At 62.6% G+C, this 18,811-nt stretch carries 22 protein-coding genes; 13 read left to right on the top strand and 9 right to left on the bottom strand.

What is annotated here, in order from left to right; translation table 11 throughout:
* Positions 1-5 precede the first annotated feature (5 nt).
* The 4 genes from ACFOEV_RS21490 to ACFOEV_RS21475 form a co-directional block, all read right to left on the bottom strand.
* Entirely contained in the window at positions 6-1,148 is a 1,143-nt protein-coding gene (locus ACFOEV_RS21490) for an ABC transporter ATP-binding protein (RefSeq protein ID WP_386776986.1), read from the bottom strand.
* The gene (modB, locus tag ACFOEV_RS21485; protein ID WP_386776984.1) at positions 1,141-1,809 is read right to left on the bottom strand and encodes a molybdate ABC transporter permease subunit; all 669 of its coding nucleotides are present in this window, start codon (positions 1,807-1,809) and stop codon (positions 1,141-1,143) included. The genes ACFOEV_RS21490 and modB overlap by 8 nt, the downstream gene beginning before the upstream one ends.
* Positions 1,809-2,615, bottom strand: coding sequence for a molybdate ABC transporter substrate-binding protein (modA, locus tag ACFOEV_RS21480; RefSeq protein WP_386776982.1), 807 nt, complete (start codon positions 2,613-2,615; stop codon positions 1,809-1,811). The genes modB and modA overlap by 1 nt, the downstream gene beginning before the upstream one ends.
* 251 nt (positions 2,616-2,866) lie before the next feature.
* A complete protein-coding gene (locus ACFOEV_RS21475) occupies positions 2,867-3,496 on the bottom strand; it encodes a class I SAM-dependent methyltransferase (RefSeq protein ID WP_386776980.1) in 630 nt (209 codons plus the stop codon).
* Positions 3,497-3,689: 193 nt separating this feature from the next.
* Between ACFOEV_RS21475 and ACFOEV_RS21470 the strand changes: the two genes are divergently transcribed.
* Both ACFOEV_RS21470 and ACFOEV_RS21465 read left to right on the top strand, forming a co-directional pair.
* Positions 3,690-4,808, top strand: coding sequence for an ion channel (locus ACFOEV_RS21470; RefSeq protein WP_386777075.1), 1,119 nt, complete (start codon positions 3,690-3,692; stop codon positions 4,806-4,808).
* Between the two features lie 187 nt (positions 4,809-4,995).
* Positions 4,996-7,140 (top strand): methyl-accepting chemotaxis protein, encoded by a 2,145-nt coding sequence (locus ACFOEV_RS21465; RefSeq protein WP_386776978.1) that lies wholly within the window; start codon positions 4,996-4,998, stop codon positions 7,138-7,140.
* 85 nt (positions 7,141-7,225) lie between these two features.
* Here the strand turns inward: ACFOEV_RS21465 and ACFOEV_RS21460 are convergent, their stop codons facing one another.
* Positions 7,226-8,134 (bottom strand): LysR family transcriptional regulator, encoded by a 909-nt coding sequence (locus tag ACFOEV_RS21460; protein WP_386776976.1) that lies wholly within the window; start codon positions 8,132-8,134, stop codon positions 7,226-7,228.
* A 161-nt stretch (positions 8,135-8,295) separates the two neighbouring features.
* Here ACFOEV_RS21460 and ACFOEV_RS21455 point away from each other — a divergent pair, with 161 nt between their 5' ends.
* Together ACFOEV_RS21455 and ACFOEV_RS21450 are read left to right on the top strand one after the other, a co-directional pair.
* Positions 8,296-8,622, top strand: a complete 327-nt coding sequence (locus ACFOEV_RS21455) for a hypothetical protein (protein WP_386776974.1) — start codon at positions 8,296-8,298, stop codon at positions 8,620-8,622.
* Positions 8,623-8,656: 34 nt separating this feature from the next.
* Positions 8,657-9,193 carry a GrpB family protein gene (locus ACFOEV_RS21450; protein WP_386776972.1) on the top strand — a complete coding sequence of 179 codons (537 nt, stop codon included), beginning with the start codon at positions 8,657-8,659 and terminating at the stop codon, positions 9,191-9,193.
* A gap of 111 nt (positions 9,194-9,304) precedes the next feature.
* On the opposite strand, the gene ACFOEV_RS21445 is transcribed toward ACFOEV_RS21450, so the two are convergent.
* On the bottom strand, positions 9,305-9,931 hold the full coding sequence (locus ACFOEV_RS21445) for a LolA family protein (RefSeq protein ID WP_386776970.1): 627 nt from the start codon (positions 9,929-9,931) through the stop codon (positions 9,305-9,307).
* Positions 9,932-10,149: 218 nt separating this feature from the next.
* On the opposite strand from ACFOEV_RS21445, the gene ACFOEV_RS21440 reads away from it, so the two are divergent.
* The 3 genes from ACFOEV_RS21440 (at position 10,150) to ACFOEV_RS21430 (ending at position 12,895) form a co-directional block, all read left to right on the top strand.
* Positions 10,150-10,977, top strand: coding sequence for a class I SAM-dependent methyltransferase (locus ACFOEV_RS21440; protein ID WP_386776968.1), 828 nt, complete (start codon positions 10,150-10,152; stop codon positions 10,975-10,977).
* 167 nt (positions 10,978-11,144) lie between these two features.
* Positions 11,145-12,002 (top strand): deoxyribonuclease IV, encoded by an 858-nt coding sequence (gene nfo, locus ACFOEV_RS21435; protein ID WP_386776966.1) that lies wholly within the window; start codon positions 11,145-11,147, stop codon positions 12,000-12,002.
* 41 nt (positions 12,003-12,043) lie between these two features.
* Entirely contained in the window at positions 12,044-12,895 is an 852-nt protein-coding gene (locus ACFOEV_RS21430; protein WP_386776964.1) for an Nmad3 family putative nucleotide modification protein, read from the top strand.
* Positions 12,896-12,942: 47 nt separating this feature from the next.
* Here the strand turns inward: ACFOEV_RS21430 and ACFOEV_RS21425 are convergent, their stop codons facing one another.
* A complete protein-coding gene (locus ACFOEV_RS21425) occupies positions 12,943-13,608 on the bottom strand; it encodes a glutathione S-transferase family protein (protein ID WP_386776962.1) in 666 nt (221 codons plus the stop codon).
* 137 nt (positions 13,609-13,745) lie between these two features.
* Here ACFOEV_RS21425 and ACFOEV_RS21420 point away from each other — a divergent pair, with 137 nt between their 5' ends.
* The 5 genes from ACFOEV_RS21420 to ACFOEV_RS21400 all read left to right on the top strand — a co-directional run bounded on the left by ACFOEV_RS21420 (position 13,746) and on the right by ACFOEV_RS21400 (position 16,381).
* On the top strand, positions 13,746-14,078 hold the full coding sequence (locus ACFOEV_RS21420) for an ArsR/SmtB family transcription factor (protein ID WP_386776960.1): 333 nt from the start codon (positions 13,746-13,748) through the stop codon (positions 14,076-14,078).
* An 11-nt stretch (positions 14,079-14,089) separates the two neighbouring features.
* On the top strand, positions 14,090-14,641 hold the full coding sequence (locus ACFOEV_RS21415) for an SRPBCC family protein (RefSeq protein WP_386776958.1): 552 nt from the start codon (positions 14,090-14,092) through the stop codon (positions 14,639-14,641).
* Entirely contained in the window at positions 14,614-15,009 is a 396-nt protein-coding gene (locus tag ACFOEV_RS21410; RefSeq protein WP_386776956.1) for a VOC family protein, read from the top strand. The genes ACFOEV_RS21415 and ACFOEV_RS21410 overlap by 28 nt, the downstream gene beginning before the upstream one ends.
* 54 nt (positions 15,010-15,063) lie before the next feature.
* Positions 15,064-15,774, top strand: a complete 711-nt coding sequence (locus ACFOEV_RS21405) for a DUF899 domain-containing protein (RefSeq protein WP_386776954.1) — start codon at positions 15,064-15,066, stop codon at positions 15,772-15,774.
* A gap of 178 nt (positions 15,775-15,952) precedes the next feature.
* Positions 15,953-16,381 carry a VOC family protein gene (locus ACFOEV_RS21400; protein ID WP_386776952.1) on the top strand — a complete coding sequence of 143 codons (429 nt, stop codon included), beginning with the start codon at positions 15,953-15,955 and terminating at the stop codon, positions 16,379-16,381.
* A 66-nt stretch (positions 16,382-16,447) separates the two neighbouring features.
* On the opposite strand, the gene idi is transcribed toward ACFOEV_RS21400, so the two are convergent.
* Both idi and ACFOEV_RS21390 read right to left on the bottom strand, forming a co-directional pair.
* Entirely contained in the window at positions 16,448-17,023 is a 576-nt protein-coding gene (idi, locus tag ACFOEV_RS21395; protein WP_386776950.1) for an isopentenyl-diphosphate Delta-isomerase, read from the bottom strand.
* A gap of 55 nt (positions 17,024-17,078) precedes the next feature.
* Positions 17,079-17,966: a LysR family transcriptional regulator gene (locus ACFOEV_RS21390; RefSeq protein WP_386776948.1), complete on the bottom strand. Its 888-nt coding sequence runs from the start codon at positions 17,964-17,966 to the stop codon at positions 17,079-17,081.
* A gap of 91 nt (positions 17,967-18,057) precedes the next feature.
* On the opposite strand from ACFOEV_RS21390, the gene ACFOEV_RS21385 reads away from it, so the two are divergent.
* Positions 18,058-18,807, top strand: a complete 750-nt coding sequence (locus ACFOEV_RS21385; RefSeq protein WP_386776947.1) for an NAD(P)H-dependent oxidoreductase — start codon at positions 18,058-18,060, stop codon at positions 18,805-18,807.
* The last annotated feature ends 4 nt before the right edge of the window (positions 18,808-18,811 follow it).

The raw sequence follows: 18,811 nt of genomic DNA, 5'->3' as shown, positions 1-18,811 counted from the left end.
ATCGTTCAGCCCGCCTCGGGGGACATGACATGAATGCCCTGCGCCAGCAGCGAGACGCGAACCTCTTCACCATGGTCCAGAGCGTTGCGGCGGGCGGCATGCGTCGAGATCTCGAAGCGCAGCGTATCCTCGGTATGCGCAAAGGCCAGGGTAACCAGCGTCATGCCTCCCAGTACGATCATCTCGCTGACCCGCCCCGTCACCGGGTTTTCCCGCTCGCCATGCGACGGCCGGCCACGCCGGTGCAGAATCACGTCGGAAGGTGGCACATACCACGACACGCTATCGCCATGGCCCACGTCGTCGAGACCGGACTCGACCTCGAGCCGCCACGGTCCCCATTCCAGCAAGCGGCGGCTGCCCGCTTCCACCACCTGCCCCTGGAAGACATTGTGCTTGTCGAGCAACCGCGCCACCTCGGGCGACGCCGGCTGGCGGAACAGCGCTGAAGGAGAGCCATCCTGCAGAGTCCGGCCACCATGCAGCACGCACAGCCGGTCGGCCAGGGCACTGGCTTCTTCCAGGTCATGAGTGACCAGCAGCATGGGAATTCGGATTTCCCGTCGCAACAGCGCCAATTCGCGCTGCAGGCGGCGACGGGTGACCTGATCCACCGCCGAGAAGGGTTCGTCCAGCAGCAACACGCTCGGCTCGCGGGCCAGGGCACGCGCTACCGCCACCCGCTGACGCTGCCCACCGGAGAGCTGTGACGGATAACGATCCTCCAGTCCGTGCAGGCGCACCCGCGCCAGCCACTTGTCGGCCTTGGCGCGCCGTTCTCCCTTGGGCACATGGCCCATGGCGGTCATGACGTTGCCACGCGCCGAAAGATGAGGAAACAGCGCATAATCCTGAAAGACGAAGCCAATCCGCCGTTGCTGGGCGCTCAGACAAACTCCCGTGGCGGTATCGAACCACGGCCGCTTGCCACAGTGAATCTGTCCTCGAGCCGGGCGATAGAGGCCGGCGATGGCACGCAGCAGCGTCGTCTTGCCGCTGCCCGAAGGCCCCACCAGCGCCAGCAGCTCACCGGGTTCACAGTGGAACTCGGCCGCCAGCGGTATGGGATCGGCCTGGTGCAGTTGCACCCGCAGTGCGGACACGGCCTGGGCGGACAGGATCGGTTCGGACACGGTCGGTTCAGACACGCAGCCCCCTTCCACGACGGGTCAGGCCATAGACCACCCCGATGGAGACGAACGACACCAGCAGCAACATTGCCGACATCTGACTCGCACCGCTTTCATCGAATGCCTGCACACGATCGTAAATGGCGATCGCCAAGGTCCGAGTCTCGCCGTCGATGGAGCCGCCGACCATCAGGATCACCCCGAACTCGCCCAGGGTATGAGCGAAGGTCAGCGCCAGCGCCGACACCAGCCCCGGCCATACCAATGGCAGCTCGATGCGCACGAAGGTCTGCCAGGGCGACAGGCCACTGCACCAGGCCGCCTCACGCAGGTCACTGGGCACGCTCTCGAAGGCACGCTGGATGGGCTGCACGGCGAAGGGCACATTGACCACCAGGGAGGCCAGCAGGATACCGGTGAAGGTAAAGTTGAGGCCGCTGCCGGTCAGCGACTGCCAGAAGGCACCAAAAGGCGCATCGGCGCCGAACGACAGCATCAGGTAGAAACCCAGTACCGTGGGAGGCATCACCAGCGGCAGCGCTACCAGCGCCTCGCAGAAGGCGCGGCCACGAAAACGGGCCCTTGCCAGGGCCCGCCCCAGCCACAGCCCGATGGGCAATAGCAACAGGCAGGTCAGCACCGCCAGACGCAGCGAGACCGTCAGCGCCGTCCAGTCCATCAAGGCTCCTCGTGCAGTGGTTCGGTAGGCGGCAAGCCGAATCCGTAACGCGCCAGTATTTCTCGGGCATCGTCACCCTGGAGATAGGCATAAAAAGCGTGAGCGGTTTCGCCCGCGCCCTCGATCAACACCATGCGCTGATGCAGGGGGGCGTGCCAGTCCTCGGGAATCAGTACATATTCGCTGCGCTCGGCAAGTTGCGGCGCCAGCGCCAGGGAATAAGCCACCAGCCCCCCTCGGGTATCGGCGGAAAGGGCGAACTGCGCCGCCTGAGACACATTCTCGCCCAACACCTTGAGCGGCTGAATTGCCTCCCACAGCCCGGCCTGTTCCAGCACCTCGCGGGCCGCCATCCCATAGGGGGCGTGTTCCGGATTGGCCAGGGCGATCCGCGACCGACTCCCCGTTTCGCGATATTCCTCAAGCGCCTGTTCGACAGCGGCCAGGGGCGCCTCGGGCAGATCGTCGCGACCGGCACGCTGCAGCCAGACCAGTCGCCCGAGTGCGTAGACACTGCCCTCACCCTCGGTCAGGCCCTCCTCGTGCAAGGCCAGTGCATTGAGCTCATCGGCAGAGAGAAACAGCTCGAAGGGGGCCCCCTGGGCGATCTGGCGGCGGAAGTTGCCCGAGGAGCCGAAGTTGAGACGTACCTGGCGCCCCGTCTCGGCCTGGAAGCGCTCGACCACTTCGGGCAAGGCAAATTGAAGCGAAGAAGCCACCGCGATTGTCGGCTCCTCGGCCTTGGCAATCCCGGTGAGGCCAACCAGCATCGCTACCAGCAACAGCCACTGCAGTGCTCTTTTCATCAACACCACGCTCAATCGAGAAGAGTAAAGAGAAACACTAGCACAGAAATTGACCAATCGGTCAAAGTGCAATTGCATGCGCAAATTGTCGTCTATCCACAGAGACTTGGCAAAAGCACGGACTCACTCGCGGTCATCTCAATGCAATATGATGGTTCTGGTATCCGATGACTGGCGTGGCATCTGCCGGGGCATTCTCGAGACCTTCGAGCACCTGGCGCCCAGCTTCTACAACCCCCCGTGCACAGCAGTCATCGGCTGGCTGGCCTGAGGATGACGATACAGGTTGGACCGCCCAGGCTATCGTACCCTTTCAGCATCCGTCCGACGGCTCGGGTGCCTCGTGTTCTGCGCGACCCGCGGTAAAGCGGCCGCACGTCGTCCACCTCCAGGCCCGCATGCCCAGCGACGGAGCGCAGGCCGTCGGCCCCCAGGTGTGCGACCACCGGCTCGGCGCTCCACCGCAATGCGCTGCGCGTGAGGCACGCATGAGGAGCGTCCGGTGAAATCGCCACGACGGCAATCCGGCTTCCCCAGTGCGCCCGCGCACAGGCTGCCCTCAGGGCGATGTGTGGATCGGCCATGTGTTCCAGCGAACCGACGAACAGGATGACATCGAAGTGGCCGAGGTCGCGGTCCGGGAGCTGCTCGACGGGCAGGGCATGAAAGGTCAGGTTATCGAGGCCCGCCGCGCGACGATGGGCCAGGGCAACGGCGCGCTCGTCCCTGTCGATGCCGACGCCGAAGCGGATCTCTGGCGCCAGAGCGGCCAGCAATGCACCGCTACCGCAGCCGACGTCCAGCACGCGGGGCGCTTCATAGGCCTGGCAAAGTTCCGCGACGGCCTCATGCGTCGCCTCGAAAGTACCACAGTTGAACATGGTCCCCTGATTATCCTTTCATTAGCCGATTGCAGCCGCTCCGAGAGCGATGACGGCCGGCAAACGGCGGTGCACAATGGCTCCCTGTTTGGCGTCCGGTAATCGAGTGGCGTAGCATACTACGTCGCCCGAGCCGCCTGACTGCCTTGTTCATCTGATGGGAGATTCGGCACCCTGTACGGGTGCGTTCGTGATGCGACTTCTCCGCGTACTGCGCCGCCGCCAATCCTGCAAACGGATCACCCAGCGGCTTGATATCGATATGCGCCCGCGCCTGCGCCGTGCCTTTTATTGGCTGCTGGCGCTCACCGGCCTGCACACCGCCGCAATGGTGGCCCTGGAAGCCATGGGCTGGGAGGATGCACTATGGCTCACGCTAACCACCATGACCACGGTAGGCTACGGCGATCTGTCGGCCGCCACACCGCTTGGCCGCGCCGCCACGGTGGCGTTGCTCTACGTCGCCGGTATCACCCTGCTGGCCCAGTTGGCCAGCGACTACATCGACTACCGCCTCAAACGCAAAGAATCCATGATCAAGGGCCGCTGGAGGTGGCAGATGAAAGACCATGTGTTGATCATCAACAGTCCCAACAACAACGCCGCCGTCTACTTTGAGCGGCTGGTGGTGCAGTTACGAGCCACCGAGCCGCTTGAAGATACCCCCGTGCAGATTCTCACCGAGGCGTTCCCGGATGGGCTACCCGAAAATCTGCGCGAAATGGCCGTGGTTCATCACCATGGCGAACCCTCCGACCCACAGGCACTGCAGGCCGTTACGCCGGCACAGGCCAAGGCCATCGTCGTTCTGGCCCAGGATGAGTATAGCCGGGTGTCCGACAGCATCACCCTGGATGTGCTGACGCAATTGCGAGGGCTGTGCCAGGACACTCTGCCCTACACCGTTGCCGAGTGCGTCCACGAGGACAGCCGCCGACGGATCGAGCAGGCGGGGGCCAGCACCACCCTGCGTCCGATTCGCGCCTATCCGGAAATGCTGGTCCGCTCCCTGGTGGCACCAGGAGCGGAGAAGATTCTGGAAAACCTGTTCACCCACTGCGACGATCACGCCATGCGCTATCCAGTAATGCTGGAGAACGCCGTCTGGGCCGACGTGACCTGTCGTCTCATGGCGGCCGGCATGGGCACTCTCATGGCTTACGTGGCAAAGGAGGACGGGCAGGTAATCTGCCATCCGGCCCACGACCATCGGTTCAATGCCTGCGCCCTGATCCTGATGGTGCGGGAAGAGTTCGTGCCTACCTCACGGGATGTCGAGCGCTGTGTTCGACAAGCCACTGCGTTACCTTGATCGATCCCATACCCATGCGACGAGGGAAATCGCCTTGGCGTAGATAACTAATACCGCGTCGTCGTAGATATCTCATCCATGCAGTGAATACGCTACGGTCGAATGTCTTGGCTCGGCCGCCTCTCTCCTGCCGGAATGCCGTGACCACAGCGCTCCCCCCGTTCGTCAATAATAACGAGTCCACGACATGTCCTTTCGATTCCGTTCCCTGCGCCTGCTCGTCGTTACCCTGGCCGGCGCCTGCATCCTGGCCGTGGCAGCGGCACTGGTGATCTATTCATTGATCTCCACCTCGCGCACCCAGGACGTGGTCGCCGCGCATACCCGGTCGCTACTCGAAAACACCATCGACGAACGGCTTGCTTCTCTGGCGGAAGCGCAGGCCAGCCGTATCCGCAACGAACTGGACCGGGCTCTGACACTGGCATCCCAATTGGCCCATACCAACGCCCTGATGGGCAGCAAGGATGAAAACGGTCGCACCCGGTTGCGCTTGAGCCGTCATGAACTTTCCAACCTGATACGCAATACCGTGGTCGAAAACCCCGCATTGCTCGATGCCTACATTGCCTGGGAACCGAATGCCTTCGATGCCGACGACCTGTTCGCCAATCGCACCACCGGTTTCGCCGACGGCAGCGGCCGCTTTCGCCCGTGGTGGGTCCGCGAGGCGGACGGCAGCATGCGGCTTGGGCCACTCAACGAGAACAACATGGAGAGCGAAGCACCGCTGGGCAACGGACTGCGACAGGGCGAATACTACCTGTGTCCGCGTGACACCCTGGCCCCCTGCATCATCGATCCCGCAGCCTACGATTACGCGGGCACCATGCGCATGGTCACCTCCTTCAATGTGCCGGTACTCGTCGACGGCGAGTTCCGTGGCATCGCCGGCGTCGACCTGTCGGTGGACTTCACCCAGGAGTTTCTGACCCAAGCCAACCAAGGGCTCTACGCCGGTGCCGGCGAGATGGCCCTGATCGCCTCACAGGGTAGCGTCGCGGCCTATACCGCCGACCCGGCCTCGCTCGGCGCTTCGGCCGATGAACTCCTCGGCGACGGGGTCCACCAGCGGATACTCGAGGCTCAGCGCAGCGGTGACATGCTGCAGGTCAGCGACGCCGACGGCATGATCGAGCTCTACTGGCCCTTTACCGTGGGCGACAATCAGGCCCCCTGGATCCTGCTGACCCGCTTGCCACAGGATGTGGTGCTGGCCGAACTCGGCGCGCTGCAGCAAACCCTGAACGATCAACGCCACCAAAGCATCATCGGCATGAGCCTGGTGGGGCTGCTGGTTGCCGGCCTGGGCCTGGTCGCCGTGTGGCTGGTAGGCAGTGGTATCGCTCGGCCACTGCGCGAGCTGGCTGGTCGCATGCGTGAGATCGCCTCCGGCGACGGCGACCTGACTCAGCGTCTACCGATCAAGGGGCGCGACGAAACCGCCGAGTTGGCCATTCAGTTCAACGCCTTCGCCGACAAGATCCATGACGTGCTGGTCGACGTGCGCGAAAGCAGCGAAGCGGTGAGTATCGCCGCCACCGAGATCGCCAGCGGCGGTCAGGACCTGTCGCGACGCACCGAGACCGCTGCCGCCAGCCTGCAGCAGACCTCGGCCTCGATGGAGGAGATCACCAGCACCGTGGAGCACACCGCCCAATCGGCACGTGAGGCCAATCGGCTGTCCCAATCGGCCTCCGAAGTCGCCGGTCGCGGTGGCGAGGTGGTCTCCCAGGTCGTCGCCACCATGGACGAGATTACCGCCTCCTCGCGCCAGATCGCCGAGATCGTCACGGTGATGGATGGCATCGCCTTCCAGACCAACCTGCTGGCACTCAATGCCTCGGTGGAGGCGGCGCGTGCCGGCGAGCAGGGTCGTGGTTTCGCGGTGGTCGCCGGCGAGGTGCGCCAGTTGGCCAGTCGCAGTGCCGATGCCGCCCGCGAGATCAAGGCGCTGATCGACGCTTCCGGCAACAAGGTTCGCGGTGGCACCGAGCTGGTGCGCCAAGCTGGCGAGACCATGCACGAGATCGTCGCCAGCGTCACTCGTGTTGCCGATGTGCTGAGCGAGATCACCGCGGCCACCGGCGAGCAGAGCGACGGTATCGGCCAGGTCAATGTGGCAGTCGCCGAGATGGACCGCATGACCCAGCAGAACGCGGCACTGGTGGAAGAGTCCAGTGTTGCCGCCGAACAGCTCAAGGCACAATCGCTGCGCCTGGCCGAGATCGTCGGTGGCTTCACTCTGGCCGAGACCACGCCCGGTGCTCCCGCCTGGACACCGAACCTGGCATTGCCGAAAGCACGCCGGCCACAGCTCGAAGCCAGCTGAGAGCCGTATCGAACCCGACACTCTTGGCGCCAGGCATGGGAATTCCCCATCGCCTGGCGCGGTCCGTCTGATTGATCGGCAATCGTTAGCGGCGTAGGTCGCGAAAGGCATCCGTTACGTGACCGGCCAACGCCTCACTGGCCGAACCTATGCCTTCCCGGCGAATCAATACGACCTGATAATCCCCCAGCGGCGGTAATCCGGCATCCTGCTCCAGCTTGCGTAACGGCGGCTTCACCAGGCTCAGCGGGAAGGGGGCCACGGCAAGGTCGGCCAGCATTGCGGCCTCCTGGCCGGCACAGTGTTCGCTGGTGTAGGCAATACGGTAGGGCAAACCGGCCCGATCCAGCGCGGCAAGCGCCGCACTGCGCCACACACAGCCATGGCTTGCCAAGGCCACCGGAAGCGGAGAACGTCGGGGCGCGACGCCGCCTTCTCGGCAGGCCCAGACCAGCGGCTCCGTATGCACGACGTCGCCACGGGTCGCCTCCATTTCCATTCCCGGGTTGCCGGCGGTCACCAGCACCAGGTCGAGTTCGCCGGCGTCCATCCGCTGCAGCATGTCCGCGCTGCGCCCCATGATGACATCGACCTGCACGGCAGGATGCGAACGCGCGAATTGCGCCAGCACACCGGGCAGGATGCGGGTGCCGACATCGTCGGGCGTGCCGAAGCGCACCGTCCCTTCCAGGGAGGGGGCAAGAAACTGGGTGACCGCTTCTTCGTTGAGCTTGAGCAGGCGACGTCCGTAGCCCAGCAGGACCTCCCCTTCCGGGGTTAACCTCACCTGGCGTGCCTCGCGCACGAACAGGGGCTGCCCCAGGGTTTCCTCCAGTCGCTTGATCTGCATGCTCAAGGCCGAAGGTGTACGGAAGACTTGCCGCGCCGCGCGCGTGAAACTGCCGCTTTCGGCAATCGCCACGAAGGTCCGAAGGACATCGGTATCCAGCAGAGGCAGCGCGCCGGACTGGGATGACAAGGTCGGGAGTGTCATGGCTAAACCTTTCAATTTTACTTAAAGCAAAATGTAGATCTTTTCGTTGGATTTAACAACCGCCACCCACCATGCTTCCCCTTGAGGTCGCGACCCTCACCCATTTCAGAACACGAACCGGTGACTGCCACTAGGAGCGGTCATCCAGTGGAGGAGTCGTCATGTCTGACCTCGGCCATACACGCCACCCGCGTTTCGAAGCGGAAAAGACAGTGGAAACGCCCGCGCAGCCGCCCATGCCGGACTTCTATATGCCCGCCATGCCCCCCCTGGGGCTGATCACCGCTATCGAGAACTGGAGTCGCGCCTGGATTCGTGCCTGGCGTCGCCGGCGGCGACTCCTGCGGTTGCTCGACTACGATGATCATATGCTCGACGATATGGGCCATACTCGTCAGGATCTGCTGTGGGCGGCCCACTTGCCGCTGAAGGAGGATGCCCACCGGATCTTACGGCAGCTCCGGGAACAACGTCTCAATCGCTGGTAAGAGCGGTGATTCCCCTGTTCAATGAAGGCACCAGATGAAGGAAAGCGAATCTCTCGAGCAGGCGATCCATGAAACGGTGGCACTGGTGCCCTACGACCCGCAGTGGCCTGCGCTGTTCAATGCAGAGCGTGATCGCCTGCTCGGGCTGTTTCCAGCTCAGTTGCTTGATGTACAGCATATCGGCAGCACCGCCATCCCCGGCATGCCCGCCAAGCCGATCATCGACATCCTGGCCGGTGTCGAGTCGATGGCCGTCGCGGATTCGCTTTGCGAGCCACTGCTCGACTCGCACTACACGACATCGGCCGAATTCAACGCCGCCCTCACCGACCGGCGCTGGTTCATGCGTTGGGCCAACGGCCACCGCACTCATCATCTTCACGTCGTGGTACTGGGCGAGAGCGACTGGTGTCGGCGTCTACGGTTTCGCGATGCCCTGCGCGCTGATCCAGTGCTTGCGCGGCGTTACGCCTCGCTCAAGCGGGAACTGGCGGCCAGGCACCGTACCGATAGAGAAGCCTATACCCGCGCCAAGACGACTTTCGTGCTATCGATCATCGGAGATGTGTGACGGTGGCACCATGAGAACAGCGGCCGAGCGATAGGGGCGCGCAGGTTCATCCCGCGCCAGGTGGTGACGACGCGGAACTCTGTCATGCGTGCTCCTTGTGCACGTTCCCGTTCAGGGAGAGAAGAAGTCCTCGGGCAGATCGGGGTCGACAACGATATCCTTCAGCGTCACTGTTTCCAACATCCTCTCGTGTCGGTCATAGCCAACCGCCTTGCGGGGAAACAGGGTCTCGCTATCGAGCCACAGCTCAAAGCGGGCCACCTCTTCCACGGTATGGCCCGCCTCTCCCTCCACTTCCAGATGATGGACGGAGTGACCGTCGATGGCGTCCTCGCCCAGTTGGCGGAGCTCTCCCTGTTGCTGCAGGCGCTGCACGTTACGCAGCAGCGTGCCCACATCCGATTCATCCACCCGATGCCCGCGGGCACTACGCACCAGGCGGTTATTGGGACTCAGTGTCAGGCCGGCACGGCGCCCAGGGGATCCAAACGGCCAGAGGCGTACTTCATGGGCATGGGGGTCGTAGATCAGCACCGCGCCACGGAAGGGCTTGACCATGTCCATGCGTACAAAGCCGGGCCGCCGGTAGGCATAGTGAATGACCTCCTCCTCACCGCTAGGTCCCTGGCTATGTAGCGTCAACTGGTAGGCATTGACTTGCTCGAAGCGCGCCAGCGCTGTCGCCACCGGATCGGCCCCCAGGTTCAGCGACACCATCAGCAAGAGCTCCGGCAACATGGCTCACTCCACCACCTTCAGCACACCAGACATCTCCTTCCTCCTCGATATCCAGCCCCATCACCCGCGACTGGACCGCTTGCATCATCCCCAGATAGAGCTGGTCCTCACTTCGCCCCGATGCCCCAACGACTGCGGACTTGTCACACCTTGTGAATTTTTCTTAGTCGCCCCAGCAAGCACTTACTTACACTGTGTTCATGAGCCGGGAGACGCGGATGCCAGCCGAGAAGATCGCTCTGAGCGGAAAGCAGGAGACGTTCCTCATCACGCTCTATGCCAAGGCCATGGAGAGCCGCATGCCGGACTCGCTGCTCAAGGACGCGTTCGCCGCCGAAGCGATTTGTCGGATCGATTACGATTTCGCGAAACTGAACGTCCCGCACGACCCCATGATCGGCCTGGCACTGAGGGCCAAGATCCTCGATGACTGGACTTGGGAATTCATCAACCACACCCCCGTCGCGACGGTACTGCACCTTGGCTGTGGGTTGGACAGCCGGGTGTTCCGGCTCGAGCCACCCATCAGCGTACGCTGGTTCGATGTCGATTTCCCGGAGGTGATCGCTCTGCGCCGCCGCTTGTACCCGGAACGCGATGGGTGCCGCCTGATCGGAGCATCCGTCATGGATTCGGGGTGGTTGAGCGATGTGCCGTCGGAGCACCCCGTGATGGTGATCGCCGAAGGGCTCCTCCCTTATCTGCGCAAACACGAAGTGCTCCGGCTGCTCGATACGCTCACCGCCTATTTCCCGAGTGGAGAACTGGCGTTCGACGGCTACAGCCGGCTCGCCATCAGTCTTCTCAGGCTCGCTCCACCGATCAGAGTAGCCGGGGCTTCCCTGCACTGGGGTATAGACGATCCGCGCGAGCTCGAGCGCCAGGTTCCCAAGCTCAAACTCGTCAAAGAACTCTCCGGGCTAGACGATCCAGCACAGATCGCCAGAATGACATGGCCCACTCGCCTGACGATCCTCTGGTGCCAATCCGTTCCCGCCTTCCGAAGGCTCGGCCGTTTCCTGCTCTATCGCTTTGGGAACCGCTGAACAATTGATTCCCCAGTACCGGGGCGGCTGCTACCACCACCGTTGCCCTGGAAGATCTAGCCTCGAGACTGGTGCATCGGCCATGTGATGACGCTAGGCTAGCGTGATGCCGAAAATGCCTGGCAGACCTCAAGGCAGTGTGTGAACGTGATTGGAGGAGCGTCTCCATGAAATATCTCGGAGCCCATGTCAGTGCCGCCGGCGGCCCCGATCAGGCCGTGTTGCGCGCTGTCGAACTCGGGGCCGACGCTCTCGCGCTGTTCACCAAGAATCAGCGTCAGTGGCGCGCCAAGCCGCTGACGGATGACATCATCGCGGCCTTCCGCAACACCTGCCAGAAGCATGGCTTCGCACCGGGGCAAATCCTTCCCCACGACAGCTACCTGATCAATCTCGGCCATCCGGATGCTGCGGGGCTGCAGAAATCACGGGAGGCTTTTCTCGACGAGATGCAACGCTGCGAGCAGTTGGGCCTCACCCTGCTCAACTTCCACCCCGGCAGCCACCTGAACAAGATCAGCGAAAGCGAGTGCCTGACCCGCATCGCCGATTCCATCAACGAAGTCCTCTCGCGCACCCAGGGCGTCACGGCGGTGATCGAGAATACCGCTGGCCAGGGCAGTAACCTGGGCTGGCGCTTCGAGCACCTGGCCGAGATCATCGAGCAGGTCGACGACAAGTCACGGGTCGGGGTGTGTATCGATACCTGCCACGCCTTTGCCGCTGGCTACGATCTGCGTACGCCGGAGGCCTGTATCGCCACACTGAACGAATTCGATAACGTGGTCGGTTTCGGCTATCTGCAGGGGATGCACCTCAACGACGCCAAGAGCGGGTTCGCCAGCCGCGTCGACCGCCACCACAGCCTGGGTCAAGGCAATATCGGCCTCGACGCCTTTACCACCATCATGCGCGACCCGCGCATCGACGATATTCCCATGGTGCTGGAGACCATCGAGCCGGCGATCTGGGCGGAGGAGATTGCCTGGTTGAGAGCCCAGCAGCTCGATGCGGCTGGCGACTAAACTGATTCTAATATTCGTTAGGTACGGCCACAGGAAACGGGATGAAACTGATCCTTAGCCGCAAGGGCTTCGACTCCTCCGCCGGGGGCGTGCCCAGCCCCATCTTTGCCGATGGCCGCATGCTTGCCCTGCCCATTCCAGACGGGAAATCGGGTATCCGCTACCGCGATATCACCTATGATGGGAGCTCGCTTGGCGATCTGGTCAACCAGCTCACCAAGGGCAAGGTGGCGCCCGACGATCGCGCTCACCTCGATCCCGACCTGACAGGCAACATGCTACTCCGGAAGCCGGGCTGGCGACCGATCTTCGGCCAGATCGGACAGGCCCAGGGGCACCTGCGCAACCACCGGGTCGGCCCGGGGGATCTCTTCCTGTTCTTCGGGCGCTTCCGGCGTGTCGAACATCACCATGGCAGCTGGCGCTGGACACCTGACGCCCGACCCTGCCACGTCATCTGGGGCTGGATGCAGGTGGCAGAGATGTTGGCAGTGGACGAGGCTCAATCCGGCGACCATGACTGGGCAGCCTATCACCCTCACTTTCAGCGGCAGGGCGATCCCAACAACGTGCTCTACCTGGCGAGCCGCCAGCTACGCATCGACGGGCTGAACGAAACGCTGCCGGGCGCCGGTGTCTTCCCCCATTTCTCGCCGAGCCGGCAGCTGACCGCGCCCCACGCAACCAAGACTTCCACCTGGCGGCTTCCCAGCTGGTGCTATCCGGTCGATGGCCGCACGCCCCTGACCTATCACGCCAACCGGCAGCGCTGGCGGCAGCACACCGATCACACGGAATTGACTGCGGCGGCGCGGGGCCAGGAGTTCATTCTGGACGGCGACGAATACCCGGAAGCGCTGCCCTGGGCATGCGATCTGATCCGGAATCGGTAAAGCCACCCCGGATAGCCTGCTTCTCCCCCTCCAAGCCACTCTACGCTTTACCCTATCTCCATCGCCGGTTTCGGCGAGACGCCTTGTTCCAAGGCCGCGTCATGCTGGGCGGTCAGGGCGCGCTGGAAGGCCTCCCGCCCCTGCAGGCGCCGCCAGTAGTCGGCCGCGGCGGGCTTGAAGCGCTCACTCAGGCCGATATGGCTCGCCAGCATCAGCGCATAGCCCACCGAGACGTCGGCGGCGGTGAAGCGGCCGGCGCAGATGAAGGGCTCGCTTGCCAGCCGCGGTTCCAGGGTACGCAGCCGGGAGAGGAACCAGCGGGCGTAGTCCTCCACCACCTGAGGCTGTCGACGCTCGGGCGGCTCGAAGTGTCCGTAGCGCAGTACCAGGGTCTGGGGGACGGTCAGGGTGGCCTCGCCGAAGTGCAGGAAGTTGAGATAGTCGGCGTAGGCCGGCTCATCAGGGCCCACCTCCAGGCCAGCCTCGGGATGGCGCGAGGCGAGGTACTGGCAGATGGCCGAGGACTCGGTCATGCGCACCTCGCCATCGAACAGGGCCGGCACCGTACCCAGTGGATTGATCTCCAGGAAGGCTTCGTCGTGCACTCGGGGCGGGAAAGGGTGCATCACCAGTTCGTAGGGCAGCCCCAACTCCTCGAACATCCATAGGGGACGAAAGGAACGCGCGCTGACACTGTGATGGAGTCGGATCATCGTGTTGTCCCGGTCGGTATCCTCACACCGATGCTACCCCTTATCGGGGTCGAAATGACCCCAAACCAATATTCAACCGAACGGTTGACAGACTATCTTCCCTCTTCTATCTAAACCATATGGTTGAACAACAGACGATGGTCCTGGACCGGATCTTCCACGCCCTGGCCGACCCGACCCGAAGGGCAATGCTCAAGAGCCTCACCTCAGGCGAGCGCAAGATCGGCGAGTTGGCCTCGCCCTTCTCGATGTCGTTCGCGGCGGTGTCCAAGCATGTGCGCGTGCTGGAACAGGCAGGCCTGATCCATCGCCGTGTGGAGGGTCGAGCTCATTTTTGCCAACTCAATCCAGACCCGCTTGCCGCGGCAGATGAATGGCTACGCTTCTACGAAAGCTGCTGGAGCAAGCGCCTGGATGCCCTGGAGGATGCCCTAAGGGCTGAAGATGCCAGTCAAAGCCATGAAAAATAAAGGGGGCAATCATGGAGAGCGATGAACATGGTCAACTGCTCGACTCGACTTCAATCCGTTTCGAGCGCCTGCTGCCCGGCCCCATCGAGCGGGTCTGGGCCTATCTCACCGAATCCGACAAGCGAGCCCAATGGCTTGCTGCCGGCGACATGGAGCCTCGACCGGGTAGTACCTTCGCCCTGCATTTCGACCATGCCAGCCTGTCACCGCACCAGGCCCCCGCACCGGAGCGCTTTCGCGAGTTCGAGGACGGCTGTACCACTCAGCACGAAATCCTGCGTTACGAACCACCCCATCTACTGGCCCTGAGTTGGGGTGGCGGCAACGAAGCCCCTTCCGAGGTGACCTTCGAGCTCAGCAAGGAAGGCGACCTTGTGCGACTGGTACTGACCCATCGCCGGCTGGGCGACATCGATACCCTGGTCGACGTGGCCGGAGGTTGGCACACCCATCTCGCCATTCTGGTCGAGGTATTGGAGGGCCGCACACCACCGCCCTTCTGGCCGTTGTTCGAACGAATGGAGGAGGACTACCGATGGCACATCACGTCACGACGCACCTGATGTTCGATGGGGTCGCCGAGGAGGCCATGACGTTCTATGTCTCCCTATTCGCCGACTCCGAGATCATCCAAATGGAACGTTATGGCCCTGACGAGCCAGGAGCGGAAGGCAGCGTCAAGCTCGCCGAGTTCACCCTGAGCGGCCGGCAGTTCCTGTGCATCGACAGTCCGGTGAGACACGACTTCACGTTTACCCCATCGATGTCGCTGTTCGTCGAGTGCGAGAGCGAGTCCGAACTGGACGAGGCTTTCGAACGATTGTCGGCGGATGGTGAAGTGTTGATGCCACTCGACGACTACGGCTTCAGCACCAGGTTCGGCTGGGTCAACGACCGCTTTGGCGTTTCGTGGCAACTCAATCTGGCCTGAAACGTGACTTTCGCAAAGCTGAATACCGACTCGCTTATTCCGGAGAAATCCGCAGTGAACAATTCTCGCAATCCCCTGCCCCCTATCGTCTCGATGGATGAGTGGCAGGCCGCACTAGATCAACAGATCGCCAAGGAGAAGGCGCTGACCCGCGCTCATGACAGATTGAACGCGGAACGCCGTCGGCTACCGATGGTGAAGGTGGAGAAGGCGTACGTCTTCGAAGGGCCATCAGGCGCGGTGACCCTACTCGATCTTTTCGAAGGGCGCCGGCAATTGATCGTTTATCACTTCATGTTCGGACCCGACTGGGAAGCCGGTTGCGACGGCTGCTCCTGGGTCGCCGATGCCATGACCCACCCCGCCCACCTGCATGCTCGCAATACGTCGTTTGTCATGGTATCGCGTGCCCCACTGGCCAAGCTGGAACGCTACAAGGCACGCATGGGATGGAGGCATCTACCCTGGTATTCCTCAAACGGCAGCGACTTCAACCTCGACATGGGCGTCACGATAGGCGACAGGAACGACCCTGCCGCCGACCGCGGAGAGAAGCATGGCGTGAGCGTTTTCCTGCGCAACGGTAACGATATCTACAGGACGTATTTCACCGGGAAGCGCGGCGTCGAATACCTGGGCAGCCACTGGACCTATCTGGACCTGACCCCGTACGGTCGCCAGGAGACTTGGGAGGACTCGCCCGAGGGCTGGCCCCAGACGGCGCCATACATCTGGAACCGCCGTCACGATGAGTACGATACGTGAACCGCTGTTCTCCACGCGACCATGGTAGGGACATGATGTCGAAGGAGAACTCCTGTCGCTACACCGGTAGGTTCTCGTAACCCGATAAGCGAGTCGACGGCTTGCTCCAGCCGCTACGCCATGCGGCAATTTGATCTATCTTGAAATACCACCTCCCCAACCGCGAAGAAGAGTACCCATGCAACCACGTCTCACGCTTATCACGCTGGGGGTCGACGATCTGGAACGCGCGCTGCGCTTCTATCGCGATGGTCTCGGCCTGGAATCGCAAGGTATCGTCGGCGAGGAGTTCGAGGAAGGTGATGGCGCCGTGGCCTTCTTCGACCTGCAAGGAGGCCTGAAGCTGGGGCTATGGCCGCGCCGTTGTATCGCCAATGATGCGGATCTGCCAATGGGCGCAGCGAGCGCGACCGAGTTCACCTTGGCGCACAACGTCACTTCCCGGGAAGACGTCGATGATGTGATGGAACAGGCGAAGAGTGCCGGTGCCACGATCACCAAGCCCGCTCACGAGACCTTCTGGGGCGGCTATGCCGGCTATTTCCAGGACCCCGACGGGCACTTATGGGAAGTGGCCTGGAATCCCGCCTGGGAAGTCGAGGAATAGGACGGTATGCCTCTGACAGCCGGTCGCTGAGAAATGCTCTCAGCGACTTCTTTGTAAGAGCATGATTTATTTCCCGCCTGCCATCAGGTCAGGGTAATCGCGCCTTATTCGCATCCATTCCAACTTGAACCAGGGCGAAAACTTGTCCGGATCATCGTTCATTTCCTTATCCAACTTCCTCGGTGCCAGATACCGGATTCCGGACACTTCGCTGACATTGGCATGGGGTACATCATCACTGCAACCGACATATACCCAGCACAGTTCATTCTCGGCCCCGACAACGCCGAACCTTGCCTGGTACTGGAATTTGAACAAGAACGTCAACGAGGCGTGAATGCCGATCTCCTCGCGCAAGCGCCGCTGTATGGCCACATCCATGCTTTCTCCACGACGAGGGTGGCTGCAGCAAGTGTTTGACCAGTAACCCGGCCATAGCTGCTTGTTCGCCGCACGCTTCTGGATAATGAGCTCCCCCGATGAATTGAACACGAAGAGTGAAAACGCCCGATGTAGCTGGCCCTCACCCTTGTGCACCTCGGATTTAGAGCAAAAGCCAATCTCGCGATCGTCGCTGTCGACGAGCACGAGTTGCTCGTCATCAAACGAGACGATGTGGTCATTACTTACACAGACAGCCAAGGCTCATCTCCGGATGGCGTGTTGAAATCCAGCTTTCCCAATCTACCCCCTGACGTTACCGAATGTCATCCCGTACCCTGACCCCCTCGGCGACGAAATCCATGAAGGCGCGAATGCGGGCGACCCGCCGCAGGTCGGGATGGGTCAGTAGCCACAGATCGGTGGCAAGCTCCGGGAGGGGGGCGTTGACCCGCACCAGCGCCTCGTCGGCATCGGCGAGGTAGCAGGGCAACACCGCCAGCCCCATGCCGTCACGCACTGCCTGGTACAGGCCGAGCATGCTATCCACCCGATAATGGCAGCGGGCGTCCACGCCGGCGTCCGCCATCCAGGTTTCCAGCGCCGCATAGCCAAGATGCGCATCCGGCCCCACCCAGTCGGCACTGGCAAGATCGGGCACCATAGTCCGCGAGCCATGGCGGCCGGCATGGCCATAGACCGCTTGGGTGATTTGCCCGATTCGCCGGCCGACCAGCATCTCGGGGGGCGCCGCCGAGGGTCGGACCGCGATGTCGGCATCACGCTTGGAGAGATTGAATAGCTGATTGGACACGGCGACTTCCAGCACGATCTCCGGATGGGCGTGGCGGAAGTCGGCGAAAATCGATGACAACAGCCCCATCAGCAGGGTATCCGTGGTCGTGACCCGTACCGTCCCCGATAGCTTGAGATCGCGCCCCACCACGCGACGCTCGGCACCCAGCACTTCGACCTCGATGCGCCCGGCGGTAGCGGCCAGGTCCTCCCCCGCCGGCGTCGGCGCGTAGCCGCGACGCGAGCGCTCGAACAGGCTGACCCCCAGGCGTCGCTCGATGTCGCCCAGGCGGCGGAATACCGTGGCATGACTCAGGTCGAGCTTGCGCCCCGCTCCCGACAGCGAGCCGGTCTCGGCGATGGCCAGGACTACCCGGAGGTCTTCCCACTGGATCTTCTGTTCATTCATGCAAAGCTCGTTGTTGCTGATGGGGAATGTCGGTTCTTTGTTGCAAAGTCTAGCCTGAGTGTCCATCACAGAAACCACGCGAGGCCCCGACATGGATATCCTGATCGTCTATTGCCACCCCGAGCCGCTCTCCTTCAACGGCGCCCTGAAAGACGTGGCGGTGGAAACCCTGCAACGGCTTGGCCACCAGGTGGAGATATCCGATCTCTACGCCGAAGGTTTCGACCCGGTGGAGCACCCGAGGCATTTTTCCGAGAGAGCCAACGCCGACACTTTCGCGCCGCTGACGGAACAACGACACGCCTTCGACTCCGGCACCCTCCCCGCCGATGTACAGCGCGAAATCGCGCGCCTGGAGCGGGCGGACCTGGTGATCCTGCAGTTTCCCCTGTGGTGGCATGCCCAGCCCGCCATGCTAAAGGGGTGGTTCGACCGGATCTTCGTCTATGGCGGAATCTACAGCGGAAGCATGCGCTACGATCGCGGCCGCTTCCCCGGCAAGCGGGTAATCTGCTCGGTGACCACCGGCGCACCGGAGCCGACCTTCTCACTGCATGGGCGCAGCGGCCATATCGTGTCGCTGATGTGGCCGATCCATTGCTCGCTCTACTACCTGGGCATGGACGTGATAGCGCCACATATCACTTATGGTGTGCAAGGCGGCGGGCTCAACTACCAAGAGGAAGAGAGCTTCCGGGCTCAACTCGAGGCTGACAAGGCCAACTGGGCACGGCGGCTGGAAAGTCTGGAAGACGAAACGCCGATCCCCTTCACCGGCTGGGACGACTGGGACGAACACGGGGTGCTCAAGGCGGAGCACCCCGCGAGATGGCGTCCTTGAACGC

The sequence above is a fragment of the Litchfieldella rifensis genome, from assembly GCF_042646605.1.
GTDB lineage: Bacteria > Pseudomonadota > Gammaproteobacteria > Pseudomonadales > Halomonadaceae > Litchfieldella > Litchfieldella rifensis.
The sequence above is the reverse complement of the archived record's forward strand: the minus strand, read 5'-3'. Positions and strand labels throughout refer to the sequence as shown.